The 24062-nt window shown below is 62.4% G+C and carries 23 protein-coding genes; 12 read left to right on the top strand and 11 right to left on the bottom strand.

Annotated features, from left to right (window positions below):
* The 3 genes from sufD to NQ018_RS03490 are packed head-to-tail and all read right to left on the bottom strand — an operon-like array spanning window position 1 to window position 3187.
* Window positions 1–1140, bottom strand: a complete 1140-nt coding sequence (gene sufD / locus NQ018_RS03500; protein WP_257058459.1) for a Fe-S cluster assembly protein SufD — start codon at window positions 1138–1140, stop codon at window positions 1–3.
* Window positions 1141–2559, bottom strand: a complete 1419-nt coding sequence (gene sufB / locus NQ018_RS03495) for a Fe-S cluster assembly protein SufB (protein WP_257058456.1) — start codon at window positions 2557–2559, stop codon at window positions 1141–1143.
* Window positions 2552–3187: a helix-turn-helix transcriptional regulator gene (locus tag NQ018_RS03490; RefSeq protein WP_373566889.1), complete on the bottom strand. Its 636-nt coding sequence runs from the start codon at window positions 3185–3187 to the stop codon at window positions 2552–2554. The genes sufB and NQ018_RS03490 overlap by 8 nt, the downstream gene beginning before the upstream one ends.
* A 177-nt stretch (window positions 3188–3364) precedes the next feature.
* On the opposite strand from NQ018_RS03490, the gene mptB reads away from it, so the two are divergent.
* The 4 genes from mptB to NQ018_RS03470 all read left to right on the top strand — a co-directional run bounded on the left by mptB (window position 3365) and on the right by NQ018_RS03470 (window position 7769).
* Entirely contained in the window at window positions 3365–5068 is a 1704-nt protein-coding gene (gene mptB / locus NQ018_RS03485; protein ID WP_257058454.1) for a polyprenol phosphomannose-dependent alpha 1,6 mannosyltransferase MptB, read from the top strand.
* A gap of 36 nt (window positions 5069–5104) precedes the next feature.
* Window positions 5105–6010, top strand: coding sequence for an ABC transporter ATP-binding protein (locus NQ018_RS03480; protein WP_257058452.1), 906 nt, complete (start codon window positions 5105–5107; stop codon window positions 6008–6010).
* 65 nt (window positions 6011–6075) lie between these two features.
* Window positions 6076–6765: an ABC transporter permease gene (locus NQ018_RS03475; RefSeq protein WP_257058629.1), complete on the top strand. Its 690-nt coding sequence runs from the start codon at window positions 6076–6078 to the stop codon at window positions 6763–6765.
* A 41-nt stretch (window positions 6766–6806) separates the two neighbouring features.
* Window positions 6807–7769, top strand: coding sequence for a COX15/CtaA family protein (locus tag NQ018_RS03470; protein WP_257058449.1), 963 nt, complete (start codon window positions 6807–6809; stop codon window positions 7767–7769).
* Window positions 7770–7923: 154 nt separating this feature from the next.
* Here NQ018_RS03470 and NQ018_RS03465 read toward each other — a convergent pair whose 3' ends face one another.
* The 3 genes from NQ018_RS03465 to NQ018_RS03455 form a co-directional block, all read right to left on the bottom strand.
* Window positions 7924–8784: a hypothetical protein gene (locus NQ018_RS03465; RefSeq protein ID WP_257058447.1), complete on the bottom strand. Its 861-nt coding sequence runs from the start codon at window positions 8782–8784 to the stop codon at window positions 7924–7926.
* 250 nt (window positions 8785–9034) lie between these two features.
* Window positions 9035–9973 carry a hypothetical protein gene (locus NQ018_RS03460; RefSeq protein ID WP_257058444.1) on the bottom strand — a complete coding sequence of 313 codons (939 nt, stop codon included), beginning with the start codon at window positions 9971–9973 and terminating at the stop codon, window positions 9035–9037.
* Between the two features lie 2 nt (window positions 9974–9975).
* Window positions 9976–10899, bottom strand: coding sequence for a heme o synthase (locus tag NQ018_RS03455; protein WP_257052099.1), 924 nt, complete (start codon window positions 10897–10899; stop codon window positions 9976–9978).
* Between the two features lie 299 nt (window positions 10900–11198).
* Here NQ018_RS03455 and tkt point away from each other — a divergent pair, with 299 nt between their 5' ends.
* The 6 genes from tkt to aac(3)-XI all read left to right on the top strand — a co-directional run bounded on the left by tkt (window position 11199) and on the right by aac(3)-XI (window position 18202).
* Complete coding sequence (gene tkt / locus NQ018_RS03450; protein WP_257058442.1) at window positions 11199–13289, top strand: transketolase; 2091 nt, start codon at window positions 11199–11201, stop codon at window positions 13287–13289.
* Window positions 13290–13313: 24 nt separating this feature from the next.
* The gene (tal, locus tag NQ018_RS03445; RefSeq protein ID WP_257058440.1) at window positions 13314–14405 is read left to right on the top strand and encodes a transaldolase; all 1092 of its coding nucleotides are present in this window, start codon (window positions 13314–13316) and stop codon (window positions 14403–14405) included.
* 129 nt (window positions 14406–14534) lie between these two features.
* The gene (zwf, locus tag NQ018_RS03440) at window positions 14535–16085 is read left to right on the top strand and encodes a glucose-6-phosphate dehydrogenase (protein WP_257058437.1); all 1551 of its coding nucleotides are present in this window, start codon (window positions 14535–14537) and stop codon (window positions 16083–16085) included.
* Window positions 16086–16112: 27 nt separating this feature from the next.
* Window positions 16113–17072 carry a glucose-6-phosphate dehydrogenase assembly protein OpcA gene (locus NQ018_RS03435; RefSeq protein WP_257052047.1) on the top strand — a complete coding sequence of 320 codons (960 nt, stop codon included), beginning with the start codon at window positions 16113–16115 and terminating at the stop codon, window positions 17070–17072.
* Window positions 17073–17082: 10 nt separating this feature from the next.
* The gene (gene pgl, locus NQ018_RS03430) at window positions 17083–17739 is read left to right on the top strand and encodes a 6-phosphogluconolactonase (RefSeq protein ID WP_257038060.1); all 657 of its coding nucleotides are present in this window, start codon (window positions 17083–17085) and stop codon (window positions 17737–17739) included.
* Window positions 17740–17755: 16 nt separating this feature from the next.
* On the top strand, window positions 17756–18202 hold the full coding sequence (gene aac(3)-XI, locus NQ018_RS03425) for an aminoglycoside N-acetyltransferase AAC(3)-XI (protein ID WP_046095284.1): 447 nt from the start codon (window positions 17756–17758) through the stop codon (window positions 18200–18202).
* On the opposite strand, the gene NQ018_RS03420 is transcribed toward aac(3)-XI, so the two are convergent.
* Window positions 18199–19230: a sensor histidine kinase gene (locus NQ018_RS03420; RefSeq protein WP_046095285.1), complete on the bottom strand. Its 1032-nt coding sequence runs from the start codon at window positions 19228–19230 to the stop codon at window positions 18199–18201. The two genes, aac(3)-XI and NQ018_RS03420, sit on opposite strands and share 4 nt — an antisense overlap.
* Window positions 19227–19901, bottom strand: a complete 675-nt coding sequence (locus NQ018_RS03415; protein ID WP_049147420.1) for a response regulator transcription factor — start codon at window positions 19899–19901, stop codon at window positions 19227–19229. The genes NQ018_RS03420 and NQ018_RS03415 overlap by 4 nt, the downstream gene beginning before the upstream one ends.
* 77 nt (window positions 19902–19978) lie before the next feature.
* Here NQ018_RS03415 and NQ018_RS03410 point away from each other — a divergent pair, with 77 nt between their 5' ends.
* Window positions 19979–20818: an acetyltransferase domain-containing protein gene (locus NQ018_RS03410; protein ID WP_257058435.1), complete on the top strand. Its 840-nt coding sequence runs from the start codon at window positions 19979–19981 to the stop codon at window positions 20816–20818.
* Entirely contained in the window at window positions 20799–21650 is an 852-nt protein-coding gene (locus NQ018_RS03405; protein WP_049147424.1) for a trypsin-like serine protease, read from the top strand. The genes NQ018_RS03410 and NQ018_RS03405 overlap by 20 nt, the downstream gene beginning before the upstream one ends.
* A 162-nt stretch (window positions 21651–21812) precedes the next feature.
* Here the strand turns inward: NQ018_RS03405 and NQ018_RS03400 are convergent, their stop codons facing one another.
* The 3 genes from NQ018_RS03400 to tpiA form a co-directional block, all read right to left on the bottom strand.
* Window positions 21813–22982 carry an IS110 family RNA-guided transposase gene (locus tag NQ018_RS03400; protein WP_306428897.1) on the bottom strand — a complete coding sequence of 390 codons (1170 nt, stop codon included), beginning with the start codon at window positions 22980–22982 and terminating at the stop codon, window positions 21813–21815.
* The gene (gene secG, locus NQ018_RS03395) at window positions 22943–23176 is read right to left on the bottom strand and encodes a preprotein translocase subunit SecG (protein WP_257038772.1); all 234 of its coding nucleotides are present in this window, start codon (window positions 23174–23176) and stop codon (window positions 22943–22945) included. Before secG ends, NQ018_RS03400 begins: the two co-directional genes overlap by 40 nt.
* 88 nt (window positions 23177–23264) lie before the next feature.
* Window positions 23265–24038: a triose-phosphate isomerase gene (gene tpiA / locus NQ018_RS03390; RefSeq protein WP_257058434.1), complete on the bottom strand. Its 774-nt coding sequence runs from the start codon at window positions 24036–24038 to the stop codon at window positions 23265–23267.
* Window positions 24039–24062: the final 24 nt, after the last annotated feature.

The following is a 24062-nucleotide window of genomic DNA, read 5'->3' as shown; positions in this document are numbered from 1 at the left end:
TTAGGCTTTGTGAAGTTGGCGGTCGAGTTCTTCTGCTACGCGGTTTTCCAGTTCTTCGCGGATGCTAGCCACTGGGATGCGGCCGATGACCTCGGAGAAGAACCCGCGCACGATGAGGCGGCGTGCTTCTTCGAGTGGGATACCGCGAGCGCGGAGGTAGAACTCTTGTTCATCGTCAAAGCGGCCCACGGTTGCAGCGTGGCCTGCGCCGGTGATTTCGCCGGTTTCGATTTCAAGGTTTGGCACGGCGTCTGCGCGTGCGCCTTCGGTGAGGACGAGGTTGCGGTTCGCCTCGTAGGTGTCGGTGCCCTGTGCGTTGGCACGGATGAGCACGTCGCCTACCCAAGCGGTGCGGGCGTCCTTGCCTTGGAGTGCGCCCTTGTAGAGCACATTGGAGCGGCAGTTCGGCACGGCGTGGTCTACGAGCAGTCGCTGCTCGAAGAACTGCCCTGCGTCGGCAAAGTAGACGCCGAGCAGTTCGGCGTCGCCGCCTGGGGCGGTGAACTTGACGCGCGGAATGAGGCGCACAAGCTCGCCGCCGAAGACTGCGGTGTTGAGGCGCAGCACGGCATCGCGTCCGAGGATCGCGCATTGGCCCGAAGCGTGGACGGCGTCGTCGTCCCAGGATGCGTCCACGATCACCGTGAGGCGGGCGGCGTCTCCGAGAACGAATTCCACGTTGTCGGCGTGGGTGGCGCTGCCGGTGTAGCGCAGGTCAACTACTGCTTCCGCGCCGGTGGCTACCTCAATAACCAGGTGGCCAAAGGTGACTCCCTCGCCGGCGCCGGTAAAGCTCACCACGATTGGTTCCTCAACCTTGGTGTTGGCGGGAACGCTCACCAGGGTGGCGGAGGTTGCGGAGGAGTAGGCCTGTGCGCCTACTCGGTCCACTGCCCCGCCAGTGCGGCCTACGCGGGCGTCGTCCATGCCTACGGTTTCTACGGTGACGGGCGCTTCGGCCTTTACTGCGTATTCCGCGCTGGCCACGTCGCCAAAGCTGCCGTCGTGCAGGCCCCGCAGGCGGCGCAGCGGCACGAATTGCCACACTTCGTCGCGGCCTTGGGGGACCTCAAAGTCTTCGACGGAGAAGGAGGTGAACAGGTCGCCTTTGTTGTTGTGGACGGTTGCGTTTTTGACCATTTAGCCCACGGATCCTTCCATTTGCAGTTCGATGAGGCGGTTGAGCTCGAGGGCGTACTCCATTGGCAGCTCCTTGGCGATTGGCTCCACGAAGCCGCGCACGATCATGGCCATTGCCTCGTCTTCCGCGATGCCGCGGGACATGAGGTAGAACAACTGCTCCTCGGAGACCTGGGAGACGGTGGCCTCGTGGCCCAGGGAGACGTGGTCGTTGCGGATGTCGTTGTATGGGTAGGTGTCGGAGCGGGAGATGTTGTCCACCAACAGCGCGTCACATTCCACGTTGGAGGTGGAGTGGTGGGCGTTTGCGTTGATGCGCACCAGGCCGCGGTAGGCTGCACGGCCACCGCCACGGGCCACGGACTTGCTCACGATGTTCGAGGAGGTGTAAGGCGCCATGTGGGTCATCTTTGCGCCGGTGTCCTGGAACTGGCCTTCACCAGCGAAGGCCACGGAAAGCACTTCGCCCTTTGCGTGGGGGCCGGTCATCCACACGGCTGGGTACTTCATGGTCACCTTGGAACCGATGTTGCCGTCCACCCATTCCATTGTGGCGCCCTCTTCGCACTTGGTGCGCTTGGTGACCAGGTTGTACACGTTGTTGGACCAGTTCTGAATGGTGGTGTAGCGGCAGCGGCCACCCTTCTTCACGATGATCTCCACAACGGCGGAGTGCAACGAGTCGGACTTGTAGATTGGCGCGGTGCAGCCTTCCACGTAGTGGACGTAGGCGTCCTCATCCACGATGATCAGGGTGCGCTCGAACTGGCCCATGTTCTCGGTGTTGATGCGGAAGTAGGCCTGCAGCGGGATCTCCACGTGCACGCCCTTGGGCACGTAGATGAAGGATCCGCCGGACCACACCGCGGAGTTGAGGGCGGAGAACTTGTTGTCACCGGCGGGGATGACGGTGCCGAAGTACTCGCGGAACAGTTCCTCGTGCTCCTTGAGCGCGGTGTCGGTGTCCACAAAGATCACACCCTGGGCTTCCAGGTCCTCGCGGATCTGGTGGTAGACCACCTCGGACTCGTACTGAGCGGCAACGCCTGCAACGAGGCGCTGCTTCTCGGCCTCTGGGATGCCCAGGCGGTCGTAGGTGTTCTTGATGTCCTCTGGGAGGTCTTCCCAGCTCGTTGCCTGCTGTTCGGTGGAGCGGACAAAGTATTTGATGTTGTCAAAGTCAATGCCGGAGAGGTCGGCGCCCCAGGTGGGCAGTGGCTTCTTGTCAAAGATTGCCAGGGCCTTGAGGCGCTGTTCGAGCATCCATTCCGGTTCGTTCTTCTTCGCGGAGATGTCTCGCACTACGTCTTCGTTCAGGCCGCGGCGCGCTGAGGCACCTGCGACGTCGGAGTCGTGCCAGCCGTAGTTGTATGGGCCGATGGACTCGATGATCTCGTCGTCGGTCTGTGGACTAGTCATCAACCGCTCCTTTCTTATGGGTGTGTATCGGGGTGATGGGGATGTTGGTGGTGCAGATGTTGTGCCCGTCAGCGATGGAGGCCAGCGGTTGCACGTGGTGGCCGAGCAGCTCAGCGATCACTTGATGCTCCGCCTCACAGAGTTCGGGGAACTCCTGCGCTACCTCTGCAATTGGGCAATGGTGCTGGCAAATTTGCACACCTTTGCCCGCTTGGGTGACGGTGGCGGCGTATCCGTGATTGCTGAAGGCTTCCACGACGGCGGCGGCCGTTTCGCGTATCGACGCCTCGTCGCGCGCGCTCGGTGCGGCGATTCCCTGGAGGATCCGCTCAACACGCTTGAGTGCGAAAGATTTCACAGCCTCCTGCCCCGCAGTCTCCCGCAGGGTTTCCAGGGCGAGTGCCGCGAGGGTGTCATATTCATGGCCAAACTGGGCTCTGCCACTCGCGGTGAGCCGGAACGCCTTCGCGGGCCGCCCACGTCCATGTGAACGGCGGGCTGGTGCCAGTTCAGCGAGGCCTTCATCGACGAGCACATCCAAGTGCCGCCTGATCCCGGTGGCGGACAGCCCCAACTGTTCCGCCAATTGCGTTGCGCTAATCTGCCCCGCCTTCAGGATGAGGAGCATGATTTCGCGGCGGGTTTCGCCTTCGGTGGATCGAGCATCCGCCCCATGTACTTTGGCGATTGCTCTCACCTCCTTCACTCGAATCCGGTCTAGACATCCGTGGCCGCGGACATCTTTTAGCAACACTAATATGTCGCTATTCATTCCGCCACTTTCCTACCTTGTAAGATAAGCGGCGTGAGAAAACGCGTGCGCGAGGCCGCAAGGCACCTATGGAGCGAGGCCCCCCAAGTGGGGCGGGCCGGTTCACGCTCGGCCAATTTGCACGTGGAGGTGCCCACCCAGCGGGTCTTTGGCCTCGTTGCCACAGCAACTGGTGTAGACATTTTGCAGCGCGCTCACCTGCGCTACACCGACCTCCGAAAATTCGCATTCATCCGCTGGCTCGGCACCCTTGGCGCGTTGCTGCTCGGATTCGGGGCCCTCGGCGCCGGGGCGCTTCCGGTGGTGGACAATCCCTACACGAGTTTCCCGGGTGGCGCGCTCATGGTGCGCATGATGAGCGCGTCGATGATGCTCTGCTTCGTGGGTGTTGGCTGCCTTGTGGTTGCCTGGGTACTGCTGGCGCCGTTCACGGGTGCCTTCCTGTTCCCCAAGCAGCGCGACCCCGGCGTCGTCAGCGTGAGTATGCTGCGGCGCACATTTCTGGCGTGGAGCTTGCCGATCCTGGCGAGCGCGCCAATGTTTACGCAGGATATCTACAGCTATTTGGCCAATGGCTCGATTACCCGCCAGGGCTTGGACCCTTACGTGGCGGGGCCGGTGGATATCTTGGGTGCGGACGACCCACTGGCCAGAAGCGTCCCCTTCATTTGGGCGAACTCCCCCTCCCCATATGGCCCGGTGGCGTTGGGGATCGCCAAAATTATCAGCATTGTGACCTCAGATAATGTTGCGTGGGCGGTGTTCGCGCACCGATTGTGCTCCATCCTTGGTGTGGCTCTCGCCGGCTGGGCAATTGTGGCGCTGGCAAAGCGCTGCCGGGTGCGCCCCCAAGCTGCGCTGTGGCTCGGTGTACTCAATCCGCTCACGATCTTGCACCTGATCGGCGGCATCCATAACGAGGCGATACTCCTGGGGTTGATGCTTTGCGGGCTGGAGCTGGGGCTGCGCGGAGCCTGGCGGCTGGAAACTGGGCTGTTTCCCAGCGCGGCAGCACACATTGCCGCCTCTGGCTTACTGATCTCTTGCGCCGGCATGGTCAAGGTCACCGGCTTTATGGCGCTAGGTTTTGTGGGCATGGTGCTGGCCCGCAGCCTGCATGCACGCGGCTTGGCAAAGTGGTGGGCCCTTACGCTGGCGATCGCCTGCCAGATCCTGGTGTTGTGCCTGAGTATCGCGTTGGTGACGTGGGTGTCCGGGATTGGCTTGGGCTGGATCACCAGCCAGGGCGGCGCGGTGACGATTCGCAGTTGGATGTCCGCAACCACCTCGGTGGGCGTGATTTTCGGCTGGGTGGGCATGGTCTTAGGCCTAGGTGATCACACGGAGGCGATACTGAGCGTCACTCGCGGCGTGGGCATTGCGGCTATCCTCGCGTTCACGGTCCGCATGCTATTCGCAGTGTTGAACGGCCGGATTGCCGCCGTGGGCGGGCTCGGCGTAGCAACATTCGTGCTGGTGGTGCTGTTCCCCGTAGTGCACCCCTGGTACGCGCTCTGGGCGATTCTGCCGCTTGCAGCCTGGGCAAACAGACTGCTCTTCCAAGTTGGGGTGCTTGTCTACTCGGTGGTGGTCTCCTTCATGGTGCTGCCCAGGGGGCTTTCCTTACCACCGCTGACGGTGTTCACGGTGTACGTGGGTTCTTTTGTGGCTTTGGCAATTCTTCTTGCAGTGTTGTGGTGGGCCTTCAACGCTCGCAGCCGGCGTCGCCTACACTAAACACCCGAAACGATTCGCTTGTGAGGAAGAAGGAACATGCCCGGACCTGCGCTGGAAGTTCGCGGAGTGAGCAAACGCTTTGGCGCCAAAACTGCGGTGGATAACGTGAGCTTCAGCCTCAACGAAGGTGAGGTGCTGGCGTTGCTTGGTCCCAACGGCGCAGGCAAAACAACCACCATTGAGATGTGCGAAGGCTTCCAAACCCCGGACCAAGGCAGCATCAGCGTGCTTGGGATGGATCCCAGCTCGCAAGCCGACGCCGTCCGGGCGCAGGTGGGCATCATGTTGCAGGGCGGGGGTTCCTACACCGGCATTCGGGCGGGTGAGGCGCTGCGCCTGGCCGCGTCGTATAGCGAAAACCCCCTGGACCCCGCATGGCTGCTGGAGCTGCTTGGGCTGCAGAACGTGGAAAAGACCTCCTACCGCAGACTTTCAGGAGGCCAGCAGCAACGGCTTTCCCTGGCGATGGCGCTGGTGGGGCGGCCGCGGCTGGTATTCCTGGATGAGCCCACTGCGGGCATGGACTCGCAGTCACGGCACATGGTGTGGGAGCTGTTACGCGCACTGCGTGCCGACGGCGTGGCGGCAGTACTCACCACGCACCTCATGGATGAGGCGGAGGCGCTCGCCGATTCCGTGGTAATTATCGACCACGGCAAGGTGGTGGCCTGCGGCTCCCCCGCGCAACTGCGTGGCAGCAACGCTGCCAACGCAAGCTTCAGCACTGAGGTCGCGTTGCCGGTAGAAATGCGCACGCGCCTCGGCGCTGTGGAAACCCGTCCGCTGCACTACCGCCTGACGCAGCCAGCAACCCCGGCCCTGTTGGCGGAGGTGGCGCACGCCTGCGCGCAGGAAGGGATCTTGATCACGCAGTGGTCAACGCATCAGCAATCCTTGGAAGATGTCTTCCTTGAAATCACCGGCCACGAGCTGCGCAGTTAGGAATAACAACAGTGTTTGCACCAGGGACGTTTCGCCCACAACCCACACCAGCTTCCGCCGCAGCGATGCTTGCCGCGCAGACGAAAATGGAGGCCAAGCTTTTTCTGCGCCACGGCGAACAGCAACTGCTGAGCTTCGTGATTCCGCTGGCCATGCTCATCGCAATTGCAACATTGCCACTGCTCGATTCGCCACAACCCCTGCAGGACAGCTTTCCGGTACTTCTGGCCATCGCTGCAATGAGCTCTGGCTTCACCGGTCAAGCCATTTCCCTTGCCTTTGACCGGCGCTATGGGGCGTTGAAGCGCACCGGTGCTTCGGGGGTGCCCAGTTGGGTGATCGTGAGTGGGAAAGTGCTCGGGGTTGCGGTGGTCAGCCTCCTCCAAGTGGTGTTGCTCACGGTTGTTGCGTTGCTTTTTGGCTGGAACGGCAACTTCGGCCTCGGCATAGGGGTGTTCGCGGTTGGCGTGGTTGCTTTTGGTGCAATGGGCCTGTTGATGGGCGGGACGCTGAGTTCGGAGCTTGTCCTTGGCCTGGCCAACCTCATCTGGTTTGCGCTGGTGGGCGTTGCTTCCTACCTCATCTTCGTGGCCCCGGAGGTTCCCCGCGCGCTGGAGCTTATTCCTTCCGTGGCGCTGTCTCAGGGCCTCGTGCACGCCTTTGATGGGGTGTTCCCCGGCTTTGAAATCCTCATCTTGCTGGGCTGGGCGGCCGCAGCGGCAATTGCCGCAATCAAGTGGTTCAAATTCGCGTGACACGGCCAACGTGCCATGGACCCGGAGTAGAATGAACCAACGTGTCTAGCCTAACCACAGCCCCTTCAATACAAACCCAACGTAAACTCGCGCTGAGCCTCCTGCTGGCCCAGGGTGGTATCACGGTGACCGGCTCCATTGTGCGCGTCACCGGTTCAGGACTCGGCTGCAATACATGGCCGAACTGCCACCCCGGCTCTCTGGTGCCGGTGCCAGGAGCCGCACCGTGGATTCACCAGGCTGTGGAGTTTGGCAACCGCCTGCTCACCTTCGTCCTGGTGGCGCTCACCGTGGCGGTGTTCGTTGCGGTACTGCGCGCTGGTCGGCGCAAGGAAATCATCATCCACTCGGTGATTCAGGGTGTCGGTGTGATCATCCAGGCGGTGATCGGTGGCATCTCCGTGTGGCTAGACCTCAAGTGGTGGGCCGTTGCTCTCCACTTCCTGCCGTCCATGCTCTTGGTGTGGCTCGCGGCAATTCTGTTTGTGCGGGTGGGTGAACCCGACGACGGCGAAGTGCGCTACACCTACTCGTCGGGCCTGCGTTGGCTGGCTGCGCTCGGTGCGGTGCTGCTCTCCGGTGTGCTTATGACCGGCACCATGGTCACCGGCGCTGGCCCGCACTCCGGTGATGAGGGCGTTGGTATGGAAGGCCGCCTTGAGGTGGACATCGATTGGATCGCGCATGTCCACGCATGGGTCATGTACGCCTACCTTGCTGCAACGGTGCTGCTCCTCATCGGCCTCATTTTGCAGCAAGCGCCACAGCGCCAGCGCAAACAGGCATGGCTGCTCATCGGAATGATTTTGGTTCAGGCGGCAGTGGGCATTGGCCAGTACCACCTGCAGGTTCCACGCTGGAGTGTTCCTATCCACATCGGCTTGTGCTCCTTTGTGGTGGCTGCCACGGCAATTCTGTGGGCCATCGGTAAGGTGCGAGTTGGCGGCCAAGCAACGCTGACGGGAAGCCCCGCAGGGGACGCGAAGCGCACGGTCACCGTGTAAAAGCTTCCGTATATAAGCGCAAGAAAAGGGGCCAGTCCGCAGTGGACGGGCCCCTTCTTCTGTGTATCCAAAAACCTACTCCCCACCGGTTGAAGTCTGCTTTTGCGGTCCAACCGATGGGGAGAAGTTTAGTAATTGTGCAGCTTGTGAGCTCTTAAGCGGTGAAGCGGCGTGCAGCGAAGGCGGCTGCGCCGATCACGGAGAGCACGGTCAGCGAGAGCAGCACAGAGGCAACTGGGTTCACGCCGGTCTGAGCGGCAACACCACGGACAGCGCCGTTGGCAGAAGCGGAAGCCTCTGCGCCACCCTGAGCCTGGCCAGCGCCCTCACCCTGTGCGGAGGAACCGCCGCCTGCACCGGAGGAGCTGATTGCTGCGGCAACGCCGAGGCCTGCTGCGATGGCCAGTGGGTTGATACCGGTGGTTTCAAACTCGTAGATCTGGCCCTGGATGCGAGCGGCAAATGCTTCAACGCTGATGGCTTCGCCATCTGCGATCTCGGCGAGCTGCTTGCCAGCGTCTGCCTGGTTGAGTACGTAGAAGGTTTCATCCTGTGCGAGGTACCAGGTCTGGCCGCCCCACTCCACAGTGTATGGAGGGTTGCCGGACTTCAGACGCTCAACGAGCGCCTTGGCTGCGGCAACATCGAAGGCCGCCTCGGAAGAGCCGAGTGCGGAGGAGGAGGCGGTGGACTCCTCGCCTGCAGCGTCAGCCTCCAAGACTGCCTTGATGGCTGCGGCCATCTCTTCGAAGGTGCGGGTCTCAGCGCCTGCGGTGTAGGTGTTGTTCTCCAGGCTCCAGGTCACGCCTTCGAGCTCGATAGTGAAGCTTGGGTCGTTACCTTCGATGTTGCGCAGGGCGGTTTCGAGGCTGGTGCGCTCAGCTTCAGTCAGGCCAGAGGCTGCTGCAGTGGTGGTTTCGGAAGAAGTGAGAGAGCTCTGAGCCACGGCCTGGGGCGCGATCGCCAGGGAGCCGGCCAGGGCCAGAGAAAGTACGGAAATACCGATTCGCTTCATGAGGGGGAAGACTCCTTGAAGTTGTAGTAAGTGGATTCGGTGCTGCAAAGGCGCCGCGTACCGGCAAGCAGTCAAGTCACGCCAGTCACGCCAGTCACAACAGCACCACACGCACCATTAAACACACTAGTCACAAAAGTCTCAAGTCTTCCTTAAGAGTTCTTTCAGCCACTCCTGACAGTTACGCGCGCCGAAAAGACCATTTGCGCAGGCGCAAACGATGCGCATTCCCCCACCCCGCAACACGCATTTAACGTTGAATTTCAGTCACACGATCCAACACCAGTGACTCCGCATCCCGAGTCTGCCCCGCTGGCGCCTGGTCGGCGTCGGTAGGCGGGGCTTGAGGGGCGCGGCGGCCTGGGTACGGCTGAGAGTTGGCGAAAGGCGCGCGATCTACCTCCCGCGCCGCGCCGTCAGGGCTCTCCACGCCGGTTTGCGGTGCCGGCTCAGCGGTCTCATTCGCTTGAGCCACTGGGGCACCCTCGGTAGCTTCGTCAGCGAAGCCTAGGAACTGCCAGCCCACCACCACGTTGCGCACCGATTCCGCAAACACGTTCTGCGGCTGGATGCAGCTGATGGTGAGCAGACGTCCAGGAGTGGCCTCGGTGCCCCACACGGCGTCATCGGTGGAGAGGGTGTCCTTCTGCGGTGAGTGCAGGTCCGTGACCTGGTACACCAGATAGCGATCACCTGAGGATTCGGTCTTGAGGAACATTCGGTCGTTGACCGCCACGGAATGCGCATCGGCGGAGACGTCGTAAAGCTTGTCAAACACCGCCGCCACCCCAGCTCCCGCATGTCCCGCAATCACCACGATGTCCGAGGCATCACTCGCGGGCAATTCGTAGGGTCGATCCTCGGGGGTGTAGGTACAGGCCTCTGTGATGCTCTCCGGGTCAATCGCGCCGTCCACCGTGCGGCAAGAACCCTCCTCAAACGCCGCAGTGAGCTCGATGCGCGGGATCACCATTTCCACCGCAGGGGATGCGGCAATGGTTGAGGTGTCCACGTCCTGCGCAGGGGGCGCTTCCGACGTCTCCATGTTCGCCTGCGTCCGCGCCGGCAGCGGTGCCACATCTTCAACAGAAACCTGCGTGGACGAACACGCGGAAAGCACAGTCAACGCCGTCAGCGCAGCAGCAGAAGCAACAACCGTTCGGGCGGGCGCCAACCCCTTCACGTGCATGGCTATACCCCGACGCCGATCATTTGGGCGATGGTTTTCAGCCCCAGCACGGCGTCCACGGAAAGACCAACGAAAAGGATGGAGAGGTAGTTGTTAGAGAGGATGAACAGCTTGAGCGGCTTCACCTTCGCGCCGGCCTTCACGCCCTGGTGCAGGCGGATCGCCATAATGAGGAACCACACGCCGGAGGCCACAGAAATTACCGCATAGATCCAGCCGGCGGCGGGGATAAGCAGCCAGGTGGTGATCACGGTGGCCCAGGTGTACCACACGATCTGCTTGGTTACCTCAAGTTCGGGGCGCACCACGGGAAGCATGGGCACGCCGGCTGCGGCATAGTCTTCCTTATATTTCATGGCCAGCGCCCAGGTGTGCGGTGGGGTCCAGAAGAAGATAATGAGGAACAGCACGATCGCCTGCCACCAGTGCGCGGGCGTTGCGGCAGGTAGATTGTCGGTGATCACTGCCCAGCCGACCATCACGGGCATACAGCCCGCTGCACCGCCCCACACGATGTTCATGTGGGTCCGGCGCTTGAGGTACTTGGTGTACACCCCGATGTAGAAGGCGATGGTCAAAAGGATGAACCCAGCCGCGAGCCAGGAGTTGCACAACAATCCGAGCCACAGCACGGAAGCGATGGTGAGCACCCACGCGAAGATGGAGGCGTTGCGGTTGCTCACGGTGTGGCGCACCAGGGGGCGGGCACGGGTGCGGCCCATCTTCTGGTCAATATCCGAATCGGCCACCATATTAAAGGTGTTTGCCGCCGCGGCACCCATCCAGCCGCCGAACAAGGTGGCCAAGATGAGCACAATGTTGTTTTCGCCGCGCTGCGCCTGAAGCATCGCAGGGATGGTAGCAACGAGGAGAAGTTCAATGACCCGCGGCTTTGTCAGTGCGATATAGGCCTTGATTTTCTCCAAGGCGATTCCCTCCATTACCAATTTCTTCAGCTACTTGTACCGAATTAGATTCATCTTCAAAAAGCCAACTCTAGCGGCCTGCGCCCACAAGCGATAAACGGCGCACCGAAAAGGTCGGCCAGGGAAGCGAAAAAGTTCCCCAGATCATTGTTTTTCCCCCAAAGCACGTGATCCGACGCCACCCGACGCAGGTGCAAACCAACATCGGCACGCGGAGCAATATCACAACCAACAAAGCTTCAAAGGCGGCTACAGTGGTGGGAGTTATCCAACAATTCTGAAAAGAAAAGGACTCCCCCGTGGCTTTGTCACCCGAACTTCAGGCTCTCACCACACCAAACTACCCATCAGATTGGACTGAGGTAGACACCAAGGCGGTGGACACCGTCCGCGTCCTGGCCGCAGACGCCGTGGAAAACTGCGGATCTGGCCACCCAGGCACTGCGATGAGTCTGGCGCCGTTGGCGTACACCCTTTACCAGCGCGTCCTGGACCACGACCCAGCAGACACCAACTGGGCAGGCCGTGACCGCTTTGTCCTTTCCTGTGGCCATTCCTCGCTCACCCAGTACATTCAGCTCTACCTGGGTGGTTTCGGCCTTGAGCTTGAGGACCTCAAGGCGCTGCGCACCTGGGGTTCGCTCACGCCGGGCCACCCTGAGTACCGCCACACCAAGGGCGTGGAAATCACCACAGGCCCCCTGGGCCAGGGCCTGGCTTCCGCGGTGGGTATGGCCATGGCGGCTCGTCGTGAGCGCTACTTGCTCGACCCCGAGGCACCTGCCGGGCAGTCCCCCTTTGACCACTACATCTACGTGATCGCTTCCGACGGCGACCTGCAGGAAGGCGTGACCGCAGAGGCCTGCTCCCTCGCCGGTACGCAACAGCTCGGCAACCTGATTGTGTTCTGGGATGACAACCGTATTTCCATTGAGGACAACACTCAGATCGCCTTCACCGAGGACGTAGTAGCCCGTTACCGCGCCTACGACTGGCAGGTGATTGAGATTGAGGGCGGCGAGGACGTTGCCGCAATCGAGGAGGCAGTTGCCAAGGCCAAGGCGGAGGTCAACCGACCAACCTTTATTCGCGTCCGCACCGTCATTGGCTACCCTGCGCCAAACCTCATGAACTCCGGTGCCGTCCACGGTGCCGCACTGGGCAAGGATGAGGTTGCCGCAACCAAGGAGGTACTCGGCTTTGATCCCGAAAAGACCTTCGCCGTTGCCCCTGAGGTCATTGAGCACACCCGGAAGCTTCGTGAGCGCGGCGCCGAGAAGCACGCCGAATGGCAAGAGCGCTTCAACAAGTGGGCCGAGGCCAACCCGGAGGGTAAGGAACTGTTCGAGCGCCTGAGCACCCGAACCCTGCCTGAAGACTTCGACGCCGAGCTCCCCACCTGGGAGGCGGGCGAATCCGTGGCAACCCGCAAGGCCTCCGAGGCCACACTGCAGGCACTGGGCAAGACCCTGCCTGAGCTCTGGGGTGGCTCCGCCGACCTCGCCGGCTCCAACAACACCGTGATCAAGGGTTCCCCGAGCTTCGGCCCAGAAGAAATCACCACGGAGACCTGGACCACCACTCCGGGTGGCCGCAACCTGCACTTCGGCATTCGCGAGCACGCAATGGGCGCAATCCTCAACGGCATCTCCTTGCACGGTGGCACCCGCCCATACGGCGGCACCTTCCTAATCTTCTCCGAGTACATGCGACCCGCCGTGCGTCTCGCCGCACTGATGGAAACAGACGCCTATTACGTGTGGACCCACGATTCCATTGGCCTAGGCGAGGACGGCCCAACCCACCAGCCAGTCGAGCAGCTTGCTGCGCTGCGCGCAATCCCTGGCGTGGCCGTGCTGCGCCCCGCCGATGCCAATGAGACAGCAGCTGCCTGGCGCGCAGCCCTGCTGGCCAAAGAGGGCCCGAAGGGACTCGCGCTGACCCGCCAGAACCTCCCTGTGCTCGAGGGCACCAAGGAGAAGGCCACCGAGGGCGTGGTGCGCGGCGCATACATCCTGGTAGAAGGCTCCAAGCCAACCCCTGACGTTATCCTCATGGGCACCGGCTCCGAGGTGCAGTTGGCGGTGGAAGCCGCGAAGACCCTGGAGGCACAGGGCGTTGCCGCCCGCGTAGTGTCAGTGCCTTGCCTTGACTGGTTCCTGGAGCAAGACGCCGCATACCGCGAGGAGGTGCTGCCTGCTGCAGTCACCGCTCGCGTGTCCGTTGAGGCCGGCATCGCAATGCCGTGGTACCGCCTTCTTGGTGACCGGGGCCGCGCGGTATCCCTGGAGCACTTCGGCGCCTCCGCCCCATACGAAAAGCTCTTTGAGGAGTTCGGCATCACCGCTGAGGCAGTAGTCGCCGCCGCAAACGAGTCCCTGCAGGCCTAACCCAGAATGTGGAAGGAATAACCCATGAATGCAATTGATGCCCTCGCCGCCGCAGGTACTTCGACCTGGCTGGATGACCTCTCCCGCGAGCGCCTGAACTCCGGTAATTTGGCGGAGATCATTGAATCCAAATCTATCGTCGGCGTGACCACGAACCCTGCGATTTTCGCCGCCGCGATGAGCAAGGGCGACGCCTACGACGAGCAGATTGCCGCCCTGCGTGAAGAAGGCGCCACCGCCGACAACGCCGTCTACGCAATGAGCATTGATGACGTCAAAGCAGCCGCCGAGCTGTTCACCACCATCTACCAGGACTCCAAGGGCTACGACGGCCGCGTGTCCATCGAGGTGGACCCCCGCATCTCCGAGGACCGCGAGGCCACCCTGGCGCAGGCCCGCGAACTCTGGGAGCGCGTGGACCGCGAGAACGTGATGATCAAAATTCCAGCAACCCCAGGTTCGCTGCCCGCCATCACCGACGCCCTAGCCGAGGGCATCTCCGTGAACGTCACCCTCATCTTCTCCGTTGCCCGCTACCGCGAGGTCATCAACGCCTACATTGAGGGCATCAACCGCGCCGCCCAAGCTGGCCTCGACATCTCCAAGATCCACTCCGTAGCATCCTTCTTCGTTTCCCGCCTGGATACTGAGGTAGACAAGCGCCTGGAGGAGATCGGTACCGACGAGGCCCTCGCTCTTCGCGGCAAGGCCGGTGTGGCCAACGCACGCCGTGCGTACGCGGTGTTCCAGGAATTCTTCGACTCCCCCGCCGCCGCCGAGCTCCCCGACGGCGCGAATGTGCAGCGCCCCCTGTGGGCGTCGACAGGCGTGAAGAACCCCGAGTACCCCGCAACTCTGTACGTCACCGAGCTGGCCGGACCTTCCACGGTGAACACCATGCCGGAGCCCACCATCGACGCCACACTCGCCGCGGACAATGTTTCCGGCGACACCCTGAGTGGCACCGCGGAGGAGTCGCTGGCAATCTTCGAGCAGCTCAGCGCCGTTGGCATTGACTTTGAAGATGTGTTTGCCACCCTGGAGCGCGAGGGCGTGGACAAGTTCGTCCAGGCCTGGGATGAGCTCCTGAGCTCCATGGAGCAACGCCTCAGTTAGGCGGCCCGCAGAACACACCCACACCAAGCCGGTGATTTTGGGTGTGTTTTGCTCATTAAAGGAATTTCCCTTCAGACAAGATATCTGTTTGAAGGTAGAAATAGGTAGACAAAGGTAGACTAAACAACCGTGACTGACCAGCTTCAACAACAACACGGGCCGTGGATCAACCCACTGCGCGACCCCAATGACAAGCGCCTGCCGCGCATTGCCGGGCCTTCCGGCATGGTGATCTTCGGTGTCACCGGTGACCTCGCCCGCAAAAAGCTGCTGCCCGCCATTTATGACCTGGCGAACCGCGGCCTCCTGCCTGCAGGCTTCCCGCTGGTGGGATACGGCCGACGTGACTGGGACCAATCAGACTTCCAGGATTATGTTCGCAAGGCGGTTGAGGCTGGGGCACGCACGGAGTTCCGCGAAAACGTGTGGCACCGCCTCGCCGAGGGCATGCACTTTGTCACCGGCAATTTTGACGATGACCAGGCCTTTGACAACTTGGCCAACAAACTTGAGGAGCTGGATTCGGAGCGCGGCTCCGCCGGCAACTGGGCCTTCTATCTCTCCGTGCCACCGGACTTCTTCTCCGACGTGTGCCACCAGCTCCAGCGCTCCGGCCTGGCACAGGCGGGTCCGCAGCAATGGCGCCGCGTCATTGTGGAGAAGCCTTTTGGTCACAACCAGGAAACCGCCACCAAGCTCAATGAGCTGATTAACTCCGTGTTCGAGGAGAAGTCGGTGTTCCGCATCGACCACTACCTGGGCAAGGAGACGGTGCAGAACATTCTGGCGCTGCGCTTTGCCAACCAACTGTTTGATCCGATGTGGAACTCCCACTACGTGGACCACGTGCAGATCACCATGGCTGAGGATATTGGTCTCGGCGGCCGCGCCGGCTACTACGACGGCATCGGTGCCGCGCGCGACGTCATCCAAAACCACTTGATCCAACTGCTGGCGCTGGTGGCAATGGAGGAGCCGATCGACTTCACCCCGGAGCAATTGCAGGCGGAAAAGATCAAAGTGCTCAAGGCCACCCGAGCGGTCGAGCCCCTAGCTAAGACCACTGCACGCGGACAGTACACCTCCGGCTGGCAGGGTTCCGAGTTTGCCAAAGGCCTGCGTGAGGAGGAAGGTTTCGATCCCGATTCCACCACGGAGACGTATGCCGCCTGCACCTTAGAGATCAATTCCAGGCGCTGGGCCGGCGTACCCTTCTACTTGCGGACGGGCAAGCGCCTGGGCCGCAGGGTCACGGAGATCGCCCTGGTGTTCAAGGACGCACCTCACCAGCCATTCCCTGAAGGTTCCCGCCATGCACAGGGCCAGAACGTGGTGGTGATTCGAGTGCAGCCCGATGAGGGCATGATCATGCGGTTTGGCTCCAAGGTGCCAGGCTCAGCCATGGAAGTACGTGACGTCAACATGGACTTCTCCTACTCCGAGGCCTTCACCGAGGAATCTCCGGAGGCATACGAACGCCTTATTTTGGACGCCCTTCTGGATGAGGCCAGCCTCTTCCCCACCAACGAAGAGGTGGAGCTGAGCTGGCAGATCCTTGATCCAATCTTGGAATTCTGGGCAGAAAACGGCCGCCCCGACGAGTACCCAGCCGGTACATGGGGTCCGGAGTCCGCTGATCGCATGTTGTCCCGTTTTGGCCGCGCGTGGCGCCGCCCCTAACGCCCGCCTTTTGCAAGGAGTCTTTCCGTGATCTTTGATCTTCCAGAGACCAACACCCAGCAGATCGCCAAAACCCTGGTGCGCATCCGCGATACGGGCAACCAAAACACCACCTCCAGGGTGCTCACGCTCATCGTGATCGCGCAGGCATCCGACGACATCGATGCCATCATCACCGCCACGAACGATGCCTCCCGCGAGCACCCCTCCCGCGTGATCGTGCTGGTGGTAGACGACACTGAGGCAGAGACCCGCCTGGACGCCCAGGTGCGCATCGGCGGCGACGCCGGCGCCAGCGAGGTTGTCCTCATGAAGCTGCGCGGCGAGGTGGGCAAGCACCTGGTCCACGTGGTCACTCCCCTCTTGCTCCCGGACACCCCAATCGTGGCCTGGTGGCCCTACTCGGCGCCGGTGAACCCTGGCCAGGATCCACTTGGCAAAATTGCACACCGCCGCATTACCGATTCCCAGTACGATCCACCGGTGGACGCGCTCTACAACCGGCGCAACCACTACACCCCAGGTGACTCCGACTTCGCCTGGGCGCGGCTCACCCCGCTACGCGGCATCCTGGCCTCCACGCTGGACCAGCCCCCTCATGAGATGGTGCAAGAGGCCAAGGTGTATGGCCACCACGATTCCCCAAGCGTGGACCTGGCCGCTGGCTGGCTCACGGACCGCCTCGGTGTGACGGTAACCCGAGTCAACTCAGACACCACCGAGTTTTCCTACGATTCCGCTGGCCGCGCCCATGTGCCCATCTCCAAAGTGGAGCTGGTCCGGCCCTCGGGCACCGTGGTCATTGAAACGGTAGCCGACCCGGAGGTGCTGCGTGTGAGCCTGCCCGATCGCGCACCCGCCCTGGTTGCGGTGAGCCTGCGCACGGAGGCCGACTGCCTCGCCGAAGAGCTGCGGCACCTGGACCCAGACATCGCCTACGCCCGGGCACTTCGCGGCCTGAGCCGGGTGGAATACCTCACGCACTAAGGAGAGCCCAATGGTTGAAGTATTGCGACTGCCAGATCTTCAGGCCGTGATCGACCAAGCCGCCGAGCGTTTCCTCGAGGTAGCGCGTGCCGACGGCGCCAAACACATCGTGCTCACCGGAGGCGGGGCCGGTATCGGCCTGCTGCGCAAACTGCGGGACGCCGATGTGGACTGGAGCGGTATCCACCTCTACTTTGGCGACGAGCGCAACGTACCCGTTTCCCACGAGGATTCCAACGAGGGCCAGGCACGCGAGGCGCTGCTGGACCACATTGCCATCCCGGCGGAGAACATTCACGGGTACGGCTTGGGCGAAGTGTCCATGGATGAGGCAGCGGCAAAGCTCGAAGCAATCCTGCCTGAGCACTTCGATCTGCACCTTATGGGCATGGGCGGAGAGGGCCACATTAACTCCCTGTTCCCCCACTCACAGGCAACGGCCGAGGAGAATTGTTTGGTGGTTCCTGTGGAGGATTCCCCCAAACCACCAGCACAGCGTGTGACCCTCACCTTCCCCGCCATTGCGCGCGCGAAGCGTGTGTGGCTGCTGGTTGCCGGCGAGGAAAAGCATGAGGCTGCCCAGCATGTGATTGACGGGGCCGACCGCATGGACTGGCCCGCAGCGGGTGCGAAGGGCCAGGAGGAAACGCTGCTGTTCCTGGCGTAGAGTGGGGTGTGCGCATATGACTACAACCAACGAGATCAGGGTCGCGGAGGTAGCGGACGCGGGGGTCGTCGCAAAGCTATTGCGCGATTTCAACACAGAGTTTGATACCCCGGTTCCCGAAGGCCTTGAGGAGCGGTTTGCGCAGATCATCGCACACGACGACGCCTTCGTTCTCCTCGCCGGCGATATTGGTTTCGCCTACGTCACCCTGCGCCCGAGCCCGTATTACGACGGGCCGGTGGCGATGCTCGACGAGCTCTACGTCGCACCTGCCCACCGCAATCGCGGGGTCGGCACGGCGCTGCTGCAGCGGGTCTTCGAGGAGATCCGCAAGCACAGCGCCGGCGAATTACAAATCAACGTCGACGAGGTAGACACCGATGCGCGCCGCTTTTACGAACGCCACGGCCTGACCAACATCGAGCAAGGCTCCCGCATGCTGCTCTACATCCGGGAGCTTTAGGCCGGAAGCGATAGCTTTGCGACGAGCCCACCACCGGCCCGCGGCGCAAGCACCAGGGATCCGCCATGGGCGTTCGCGATCGCATCGACGAGTGCCAGCCCGAGCCCGTGGCCGGCACCTGCGGTGCGTTCGGCGCGCGCGAATGGTTCGGTCCAGGTTGCAACCTCGGCCGCGGAGTAGGTCTCGCCGCCGGATTCCACGGTGACCTCAGCGAAGTTGCCCACCTTGCGCAGGGTGAGCGCGGGGTTGTTGCCGTGGGTGAGTGCGTTGCGCACCAGGTTGTCCACCGCCTGGCGGGTCAGGGTGGGGGAGGCGTCCACGGTCACGGGCACGGCGTCGGCGGGGACGTTGCGGTCGGCGCACACCTCGCGGCACAGTTCTGCCAGGTCGAGGCGCTGCCGGTCGCGCACGTCCACGTTGGCCAGCTGGAGTAGGGCGGCGACGGTGTCGGCGCTGCGGGCGTTGACCTCGCGCACGCGGGTTAGCGTGGGACGCAGCCCGCCGTCGTCGCCGGTCAGGGCCACGTCTGCCATGGTCTGGATGGTTGCGATCGGAGTCTTCAACTCATGGGAGGCGTTGGAGGCGAACCGGCGCTGGCGCTCCACTGCGCCCGCCAATTCGTCGAGCATGACGTTGAGCGCGTCTGCGAGTTCGCCGACCTCGTCGTCGGGACCATGGTGGGTGATGCGGGCTGAGAGGTCGCCGCGGGTGACGGAGGCGGCGTCGTCGGCAATGTCGCGAAGAGGTTTGATCACCAGGCCTGCCACGAACCAGCCGATCACACCCGCAAGCAGGGTCAACAGGGCAAGTACCGACAGGGAGGCGAGGAGGACGCGGCGCAGGATCTCGCTGGTGATCGGCACGGCACCGTCGATGATGACACCGTCCTCCACCGTGGGGAAGGTGGCCGTTACCGGCACCGGGGTGAGCTTCAGGTAGGCATACACCAGCCCGATCAGAGCCAACCCCATCCCAAGCACCGTGGCCACGAACATCACCGTAATGCGGGCCCGCAAACTCAGCCTCATCGTTCCTCCTCCGCCACGTAGTAGCCGGCGCCGGCCACGGTGTGCACGATGCGCGGTTCGCCTAGCTTCTTGCGCAGGTGCGACACCGTCACGCGCGGGGAGTTGGTGAACGGGTCCGCGTTTTCGTCCCACGCCTCCGCGAGCAGGTCCTCGGCAGAGATCACCCCGCCGTCGGCCTCCATGAGTACCTCGAGCACAGCGAACTCCTTCGGGCTCAGTGGCACCGTCTCGCCACCACGGGTGACCTCGCGCCGAAAGGTGTCTAGGCGCACATCCCCGCAGCGATACACCTCGCCGCGCGCCGGGGCGTTGCGCTTCGCCAACGCATTAACCCGCGCGATTAACTCCGGCACCTCGAACGGTTTGGGCAGATAATCGTCGGCGCCGAGCCCGAAGCCTTCCAGCCTGTCGTCCAGGGAGCCGGACGCGGTCAGCATGATCACCCGGGTCGCGGGATGCGTATCGACGACCCACCTGCACACCTCATCACCATGCAACCCCGGCAGGTCCCGGTCGAGCACGACGACGTCGGGGCGGGTGTCGTCGATACGCGAACGCGCCTCCAAGCCGTCATACACGGCACTAGCCTGCATGTTTGCGTTGTTGAGTGCGGTGGCGATGGCGTCGGCGAGATAGGCTTCGTCGTCGATCACAAGTACCCGAATTGTCATGAGCCCGATCGTATCGGCGGGGGTGTTGCGCCCACGTTAACGTCACCGCAACATCTGGCTGCGTAACTTCCACAGCCATGCAGACCCGAAACGTAGGAATCGACGCCGCCCGCGCGCTGGCACTCGTCGCCATGATGGTCGCGCACCTCACCGTCCAAGAGGGCATCACTGCACAGGTGCTGTTCGGCTTCCCGGCCGCACTGTTCGCCTTCATCGCCGGTGTCTCAATGGGGTACATGCGCGCCCAGCCCGCCGAGTTCATCGTGCGCGGCATCCTTCTGATCGCCCTGCACTTCGCGCTCGCCCCATTTTCGGGGTCGATCGTGGTGGTGCTCGGCACCATCGGGGTCTGCATGGCGCTGCTCGCCTGGGCGCCACGCTGGGACACACCACTGTTGCTGTGGCTCGCGTGCGCCCTCACTTTTGGCTCGGCGGTGCTCGCGCCGTCGTCCTGGCCGTACCCGCCCATGATGTGGGCCACGCTCATGATCGCCGGCATCCAGTTCAAACGCTACATGCCGTTGTGGCCCGGCCTCGTGGTCGGCGGGGCGCTGTTCGCCCTGGATGTGGCGCTGCGCTGGACCACACCGTTGCCACCGCTTCTCGACGCCACCGGCCACACCGGAGGACTCATGGACGTTGTGGGCAGCGTGGGGGCGTCGATAAGCATCTGCGCCCTGTGCTGCCTGGCGCAACGCTGGCTCGGATGGCTCGCCCCGCTGGGCCGGATGCCGCTGACTCTGTACTGCATCCACGTGCTCACCGCCGAGTGGCTCAACGTTTGGGTGACCGTGGGCGGCGCCATCGTGATCGCTTACGTATGGCTCGCGATATTTCAGCGCGGGCCGCTTGAAACTGTAATTCGCCGCATCACCGCGGTAGTGAAGGAGAACAATCGTGAAAAAGCTCGCAGCTAGCCTCGCCGTCGCAGGCGCCCTCGTCGCCCAGCCCGCATGGGCGATGGAAAGCACCACCTTCGCCGGCGACGTCGACGAAGCCAAGCCCGTGGTCTCCGTGCGTGTCGACGACTCCGATCCCGACGACGGCGTCTGCACCGGCACCGCCATCGACCCCCACTGGGTCATCACCGCCCGCCACTGCGTCGAGGCCGCCGCCAAGCCGGGCGGCTCGGTGCGCACCGGCCAGGGAGACGACCAGCGCGTCTACAAGGTGGACCGCCACGAGGTTGCCCCGCGCGGCGACATCGCCCTGCTCCACACCGAAGAGGAAATGCAGCTAGATACGTTCGCCGAGGTTGCAGACGAGGTCCCCGCCGGCGCTGTGAACATCTACGGCTGGTCCTCCGACGGCTCGGGAGGCTCCACCGAGCTGCCCTCCGCCGAGGCCGAGGTCCGCGGCGATTCCCCGCTCGCCCTTTTCGACGCCCCAACCGCCCTCGAGGTCGCCCTCAAGAACGGCGCCCGTATCCAGCCGGGCGACTCCGGCGGCGCTATCTTCGCCGACGGCAAGGTCGCCGGCATCATGTCGGCTGGACTCTTCGAGGACCCGGACAACCCGACGGAGGAGGAAATGACCTCTAATGCCGCCGTCGCGGTGGCGCCGGTTGCCGAGCAGGCCGAGTGGATCCGAGGCGTCGTCGGTGGTGAGGGTGCGGATTCTTCCGCGGACGCTTCTCCGGAAGCTGAGGCTGAGCCATCGGCTTCCTGGCGCAACGTCGCGATCGGCCTGGGCGTTTTGGCCCTCGTCGTTGCTGGGTTCCTGGTGCTGCTGCGCCGCCGCTCCAACTAGGCTTTGTGTTGAGGGGGTGTTCCTATATAGGTTGTCAACTCCGTGGGTGAGGTTGTTGGGGGTATGAAGGGCTTCTGCTTCGCCGTGTGAATGTTGTTTTCGGGCATCTCGAGGAGCCGATTGGGCTTGCTGCTCAATCGGCTTGGATGGGAGCTGTTGGTTCTAAGCTGCTGTGACCTCTTGGACTGTGGAGATGTCTCGGTAGAGCTCGCCGCTACGCATCATGGCGAAGAGAACGTTTAGGCGTCGGCGTGCGAGTGCGACAACTGCGGCGTTGTGTCTTTTGCCTTCTTTGCGTTTTCGTTCATAGAATTGTCGGGAACGCTCGTGGAATCTGATCGATGCAAAAGACGATTGCCATAGGGCGTTCTTTAATTTTTTGTTGCCAGCCCGGTTGGGCGAATTCGACATGATGGACGTTCCCGACTGATTCGTCCGCGGTGATAGGCCTGCATAGGACGCTAGGTGCGCTGCATCGGGGAAGTCGGACATATCGCCAACGGTCATGAGGATCTGCGCGGCGCTACGCGGGCCGATGCCGGGCATGGATAAAAGAATCTCGGTGTGAGGAATGTCCTGGATGAGCTTGAGTACCTGGGCCTCGATTTCTTTACGATGCTCGAGTTTGGCCAGTGCATCTTTGGCGGACATTGCTACGCCAAGTTCGGCGTATTCTGCCCCGGCAATGGACACGGTCTGCCCGTGGATGGCAGCAAGCATGGCATCGATGACAGGCTCAGGATTGCGCGCCCTGTGACTGCGCGCAAAGGCTGCCAGACGTGCTCTACCGACGCGTCGAATCTTGGTGGGGCCACCGTATTTCGCAAGTAGGTGGAGGATCCACTTGCGATGAATCACCTGTCCGCGCAGAACATGTTCGAATGCAGGATAGGTTCCCACGAGCGCGGATCGCATCTGGTTAATCAGGCGTGTGTAGGCCCGGGCGAGATCTTCGTCAATACCGTTGAGCACTTTCAGCTGGATAAAGACTTCCTCAACGCGGTCGACGCTGCGCAAGGCATCCGGAAGTTTAAGACCGGCATGGGCGATGACGTAGGCGTCGCGCACATCGGTCTTGGAGTTGCCGACGTGGATGCGAGAGAGCTGCCGCATCGCAAGCCCCGGTAGATAGCGAACGTCGGCCCCCATGTCTTGGGCGACTGCGACGGTTAACCGGCCGATGTTGTTGGGTTGATCGACAATGACAAGAACCGAAGCGTCATCGGCGAGAAAGTGCTCAAAAAGGAAAGGCCCGCTTGCATGAGTGCAAGCGGGCCTTAACGTTTGTGTGCTTAGGCGAATACCTGGAGCAGCAGCAACGCGATGATACAACCGATCCAGATGAGTCCGGTCAGCACAGTCATGCGGTCAAGGTTCTTTTCTGCCACGGTGGAACCCGAAAGGTTGGATTGCATTCCGCCACCGAAGAGGCTGGACAAGCCGCCACCCTTGCCGCGGTGGAGCAGCACGAAGATGGTGAGCAGGATGCAGGCCAGAAGCAGAATCGTCTGGAGAGCGAGAACCATGAATTTCCTTTACAACTTTGCGTGCTGAGCAAGCGCCAGCATTACCTAGCACACTATACACCAGTGTTTTGGGCTTTTCCGTAAGCCCTTACACTGCGGCGTTTGCAACCAGCTTGGCAAAAGCCTCACCGTCAAGGGAAGCGCCGCCAACGAGGCCGCCATCTACGTCGGGCTGGCCGACGATCTCACCGACCGTCTCGGCCTTCACGGAGCCGCCGTAGAGGATGCGGATGCCCTCGGCCACCTCAGCGCCGGCGAGCTTTTCGATGAGCTCGCGGATTGCCTTGCACACTTCCTGTGCGTCTGCAGCGGAGGCTACCTTGCCGGTGCCGATTGCCCACACTGGCTCGTAGGCGATCACGGTGCGGGAGAGCTCTTCTGCGCTGAGGCCTGCGAGGGAGGCTTCGGTCTGCTCCACCACGTACTCAACGTGGGTGCCTGCCTCGCGGATCTCCAGTGGCTCACCAACGCACACGATTGGGCTGATCTGCTGAGCCAGGGCTGCCTTTGCCTTTGCTGCTACCAGGGCGTCGGTCTCGCCGTGGTATTCGCGGCGCTCGGAGTGGCCAACCACTGCCCACGAGCAGCCGAGCTTTGCCAGCATCGGCGCAGAAACTTCACCGGTGTATGCGCCGGACTCGTGGGCGGAAACATCCTGGGAGCCGTAGGAGATGGAGAGCTTGTCCCCTTCCACCAGGGTCTGCACGGAGCGGATGTCCGTGAATGGAACGGTAAGTGCTACGTCTACGGACTCATAGACATCCTTGGGCAGGGCGAACGCCAGCTTCTGGACGGTGCGAACGGCCTCCAAGTGGTCCAGGTTCATCTTCCAGTTGCCAGCGATCAGTGGCTTGCGTGCCATGGGGTTTCCTTTCAGAAAAAGGGT

It is taken from the genome of Corynebacterium kozikiae (genome assembly GCF_024580965.1).
In the GTDB taxonomy this organism is placed as follows: Bacteria; Actinomycetota; Actinomycetes; order Mycobacteriales; family Mycobacteriaceae; genus Corynebacterium; species Corynebacterium kozikiae.
The sequence above is the reverse complement of the archived record's forward strand: the minus strand, read 5'-3'. Positions and strand labels throughout refer to the sequence as shown.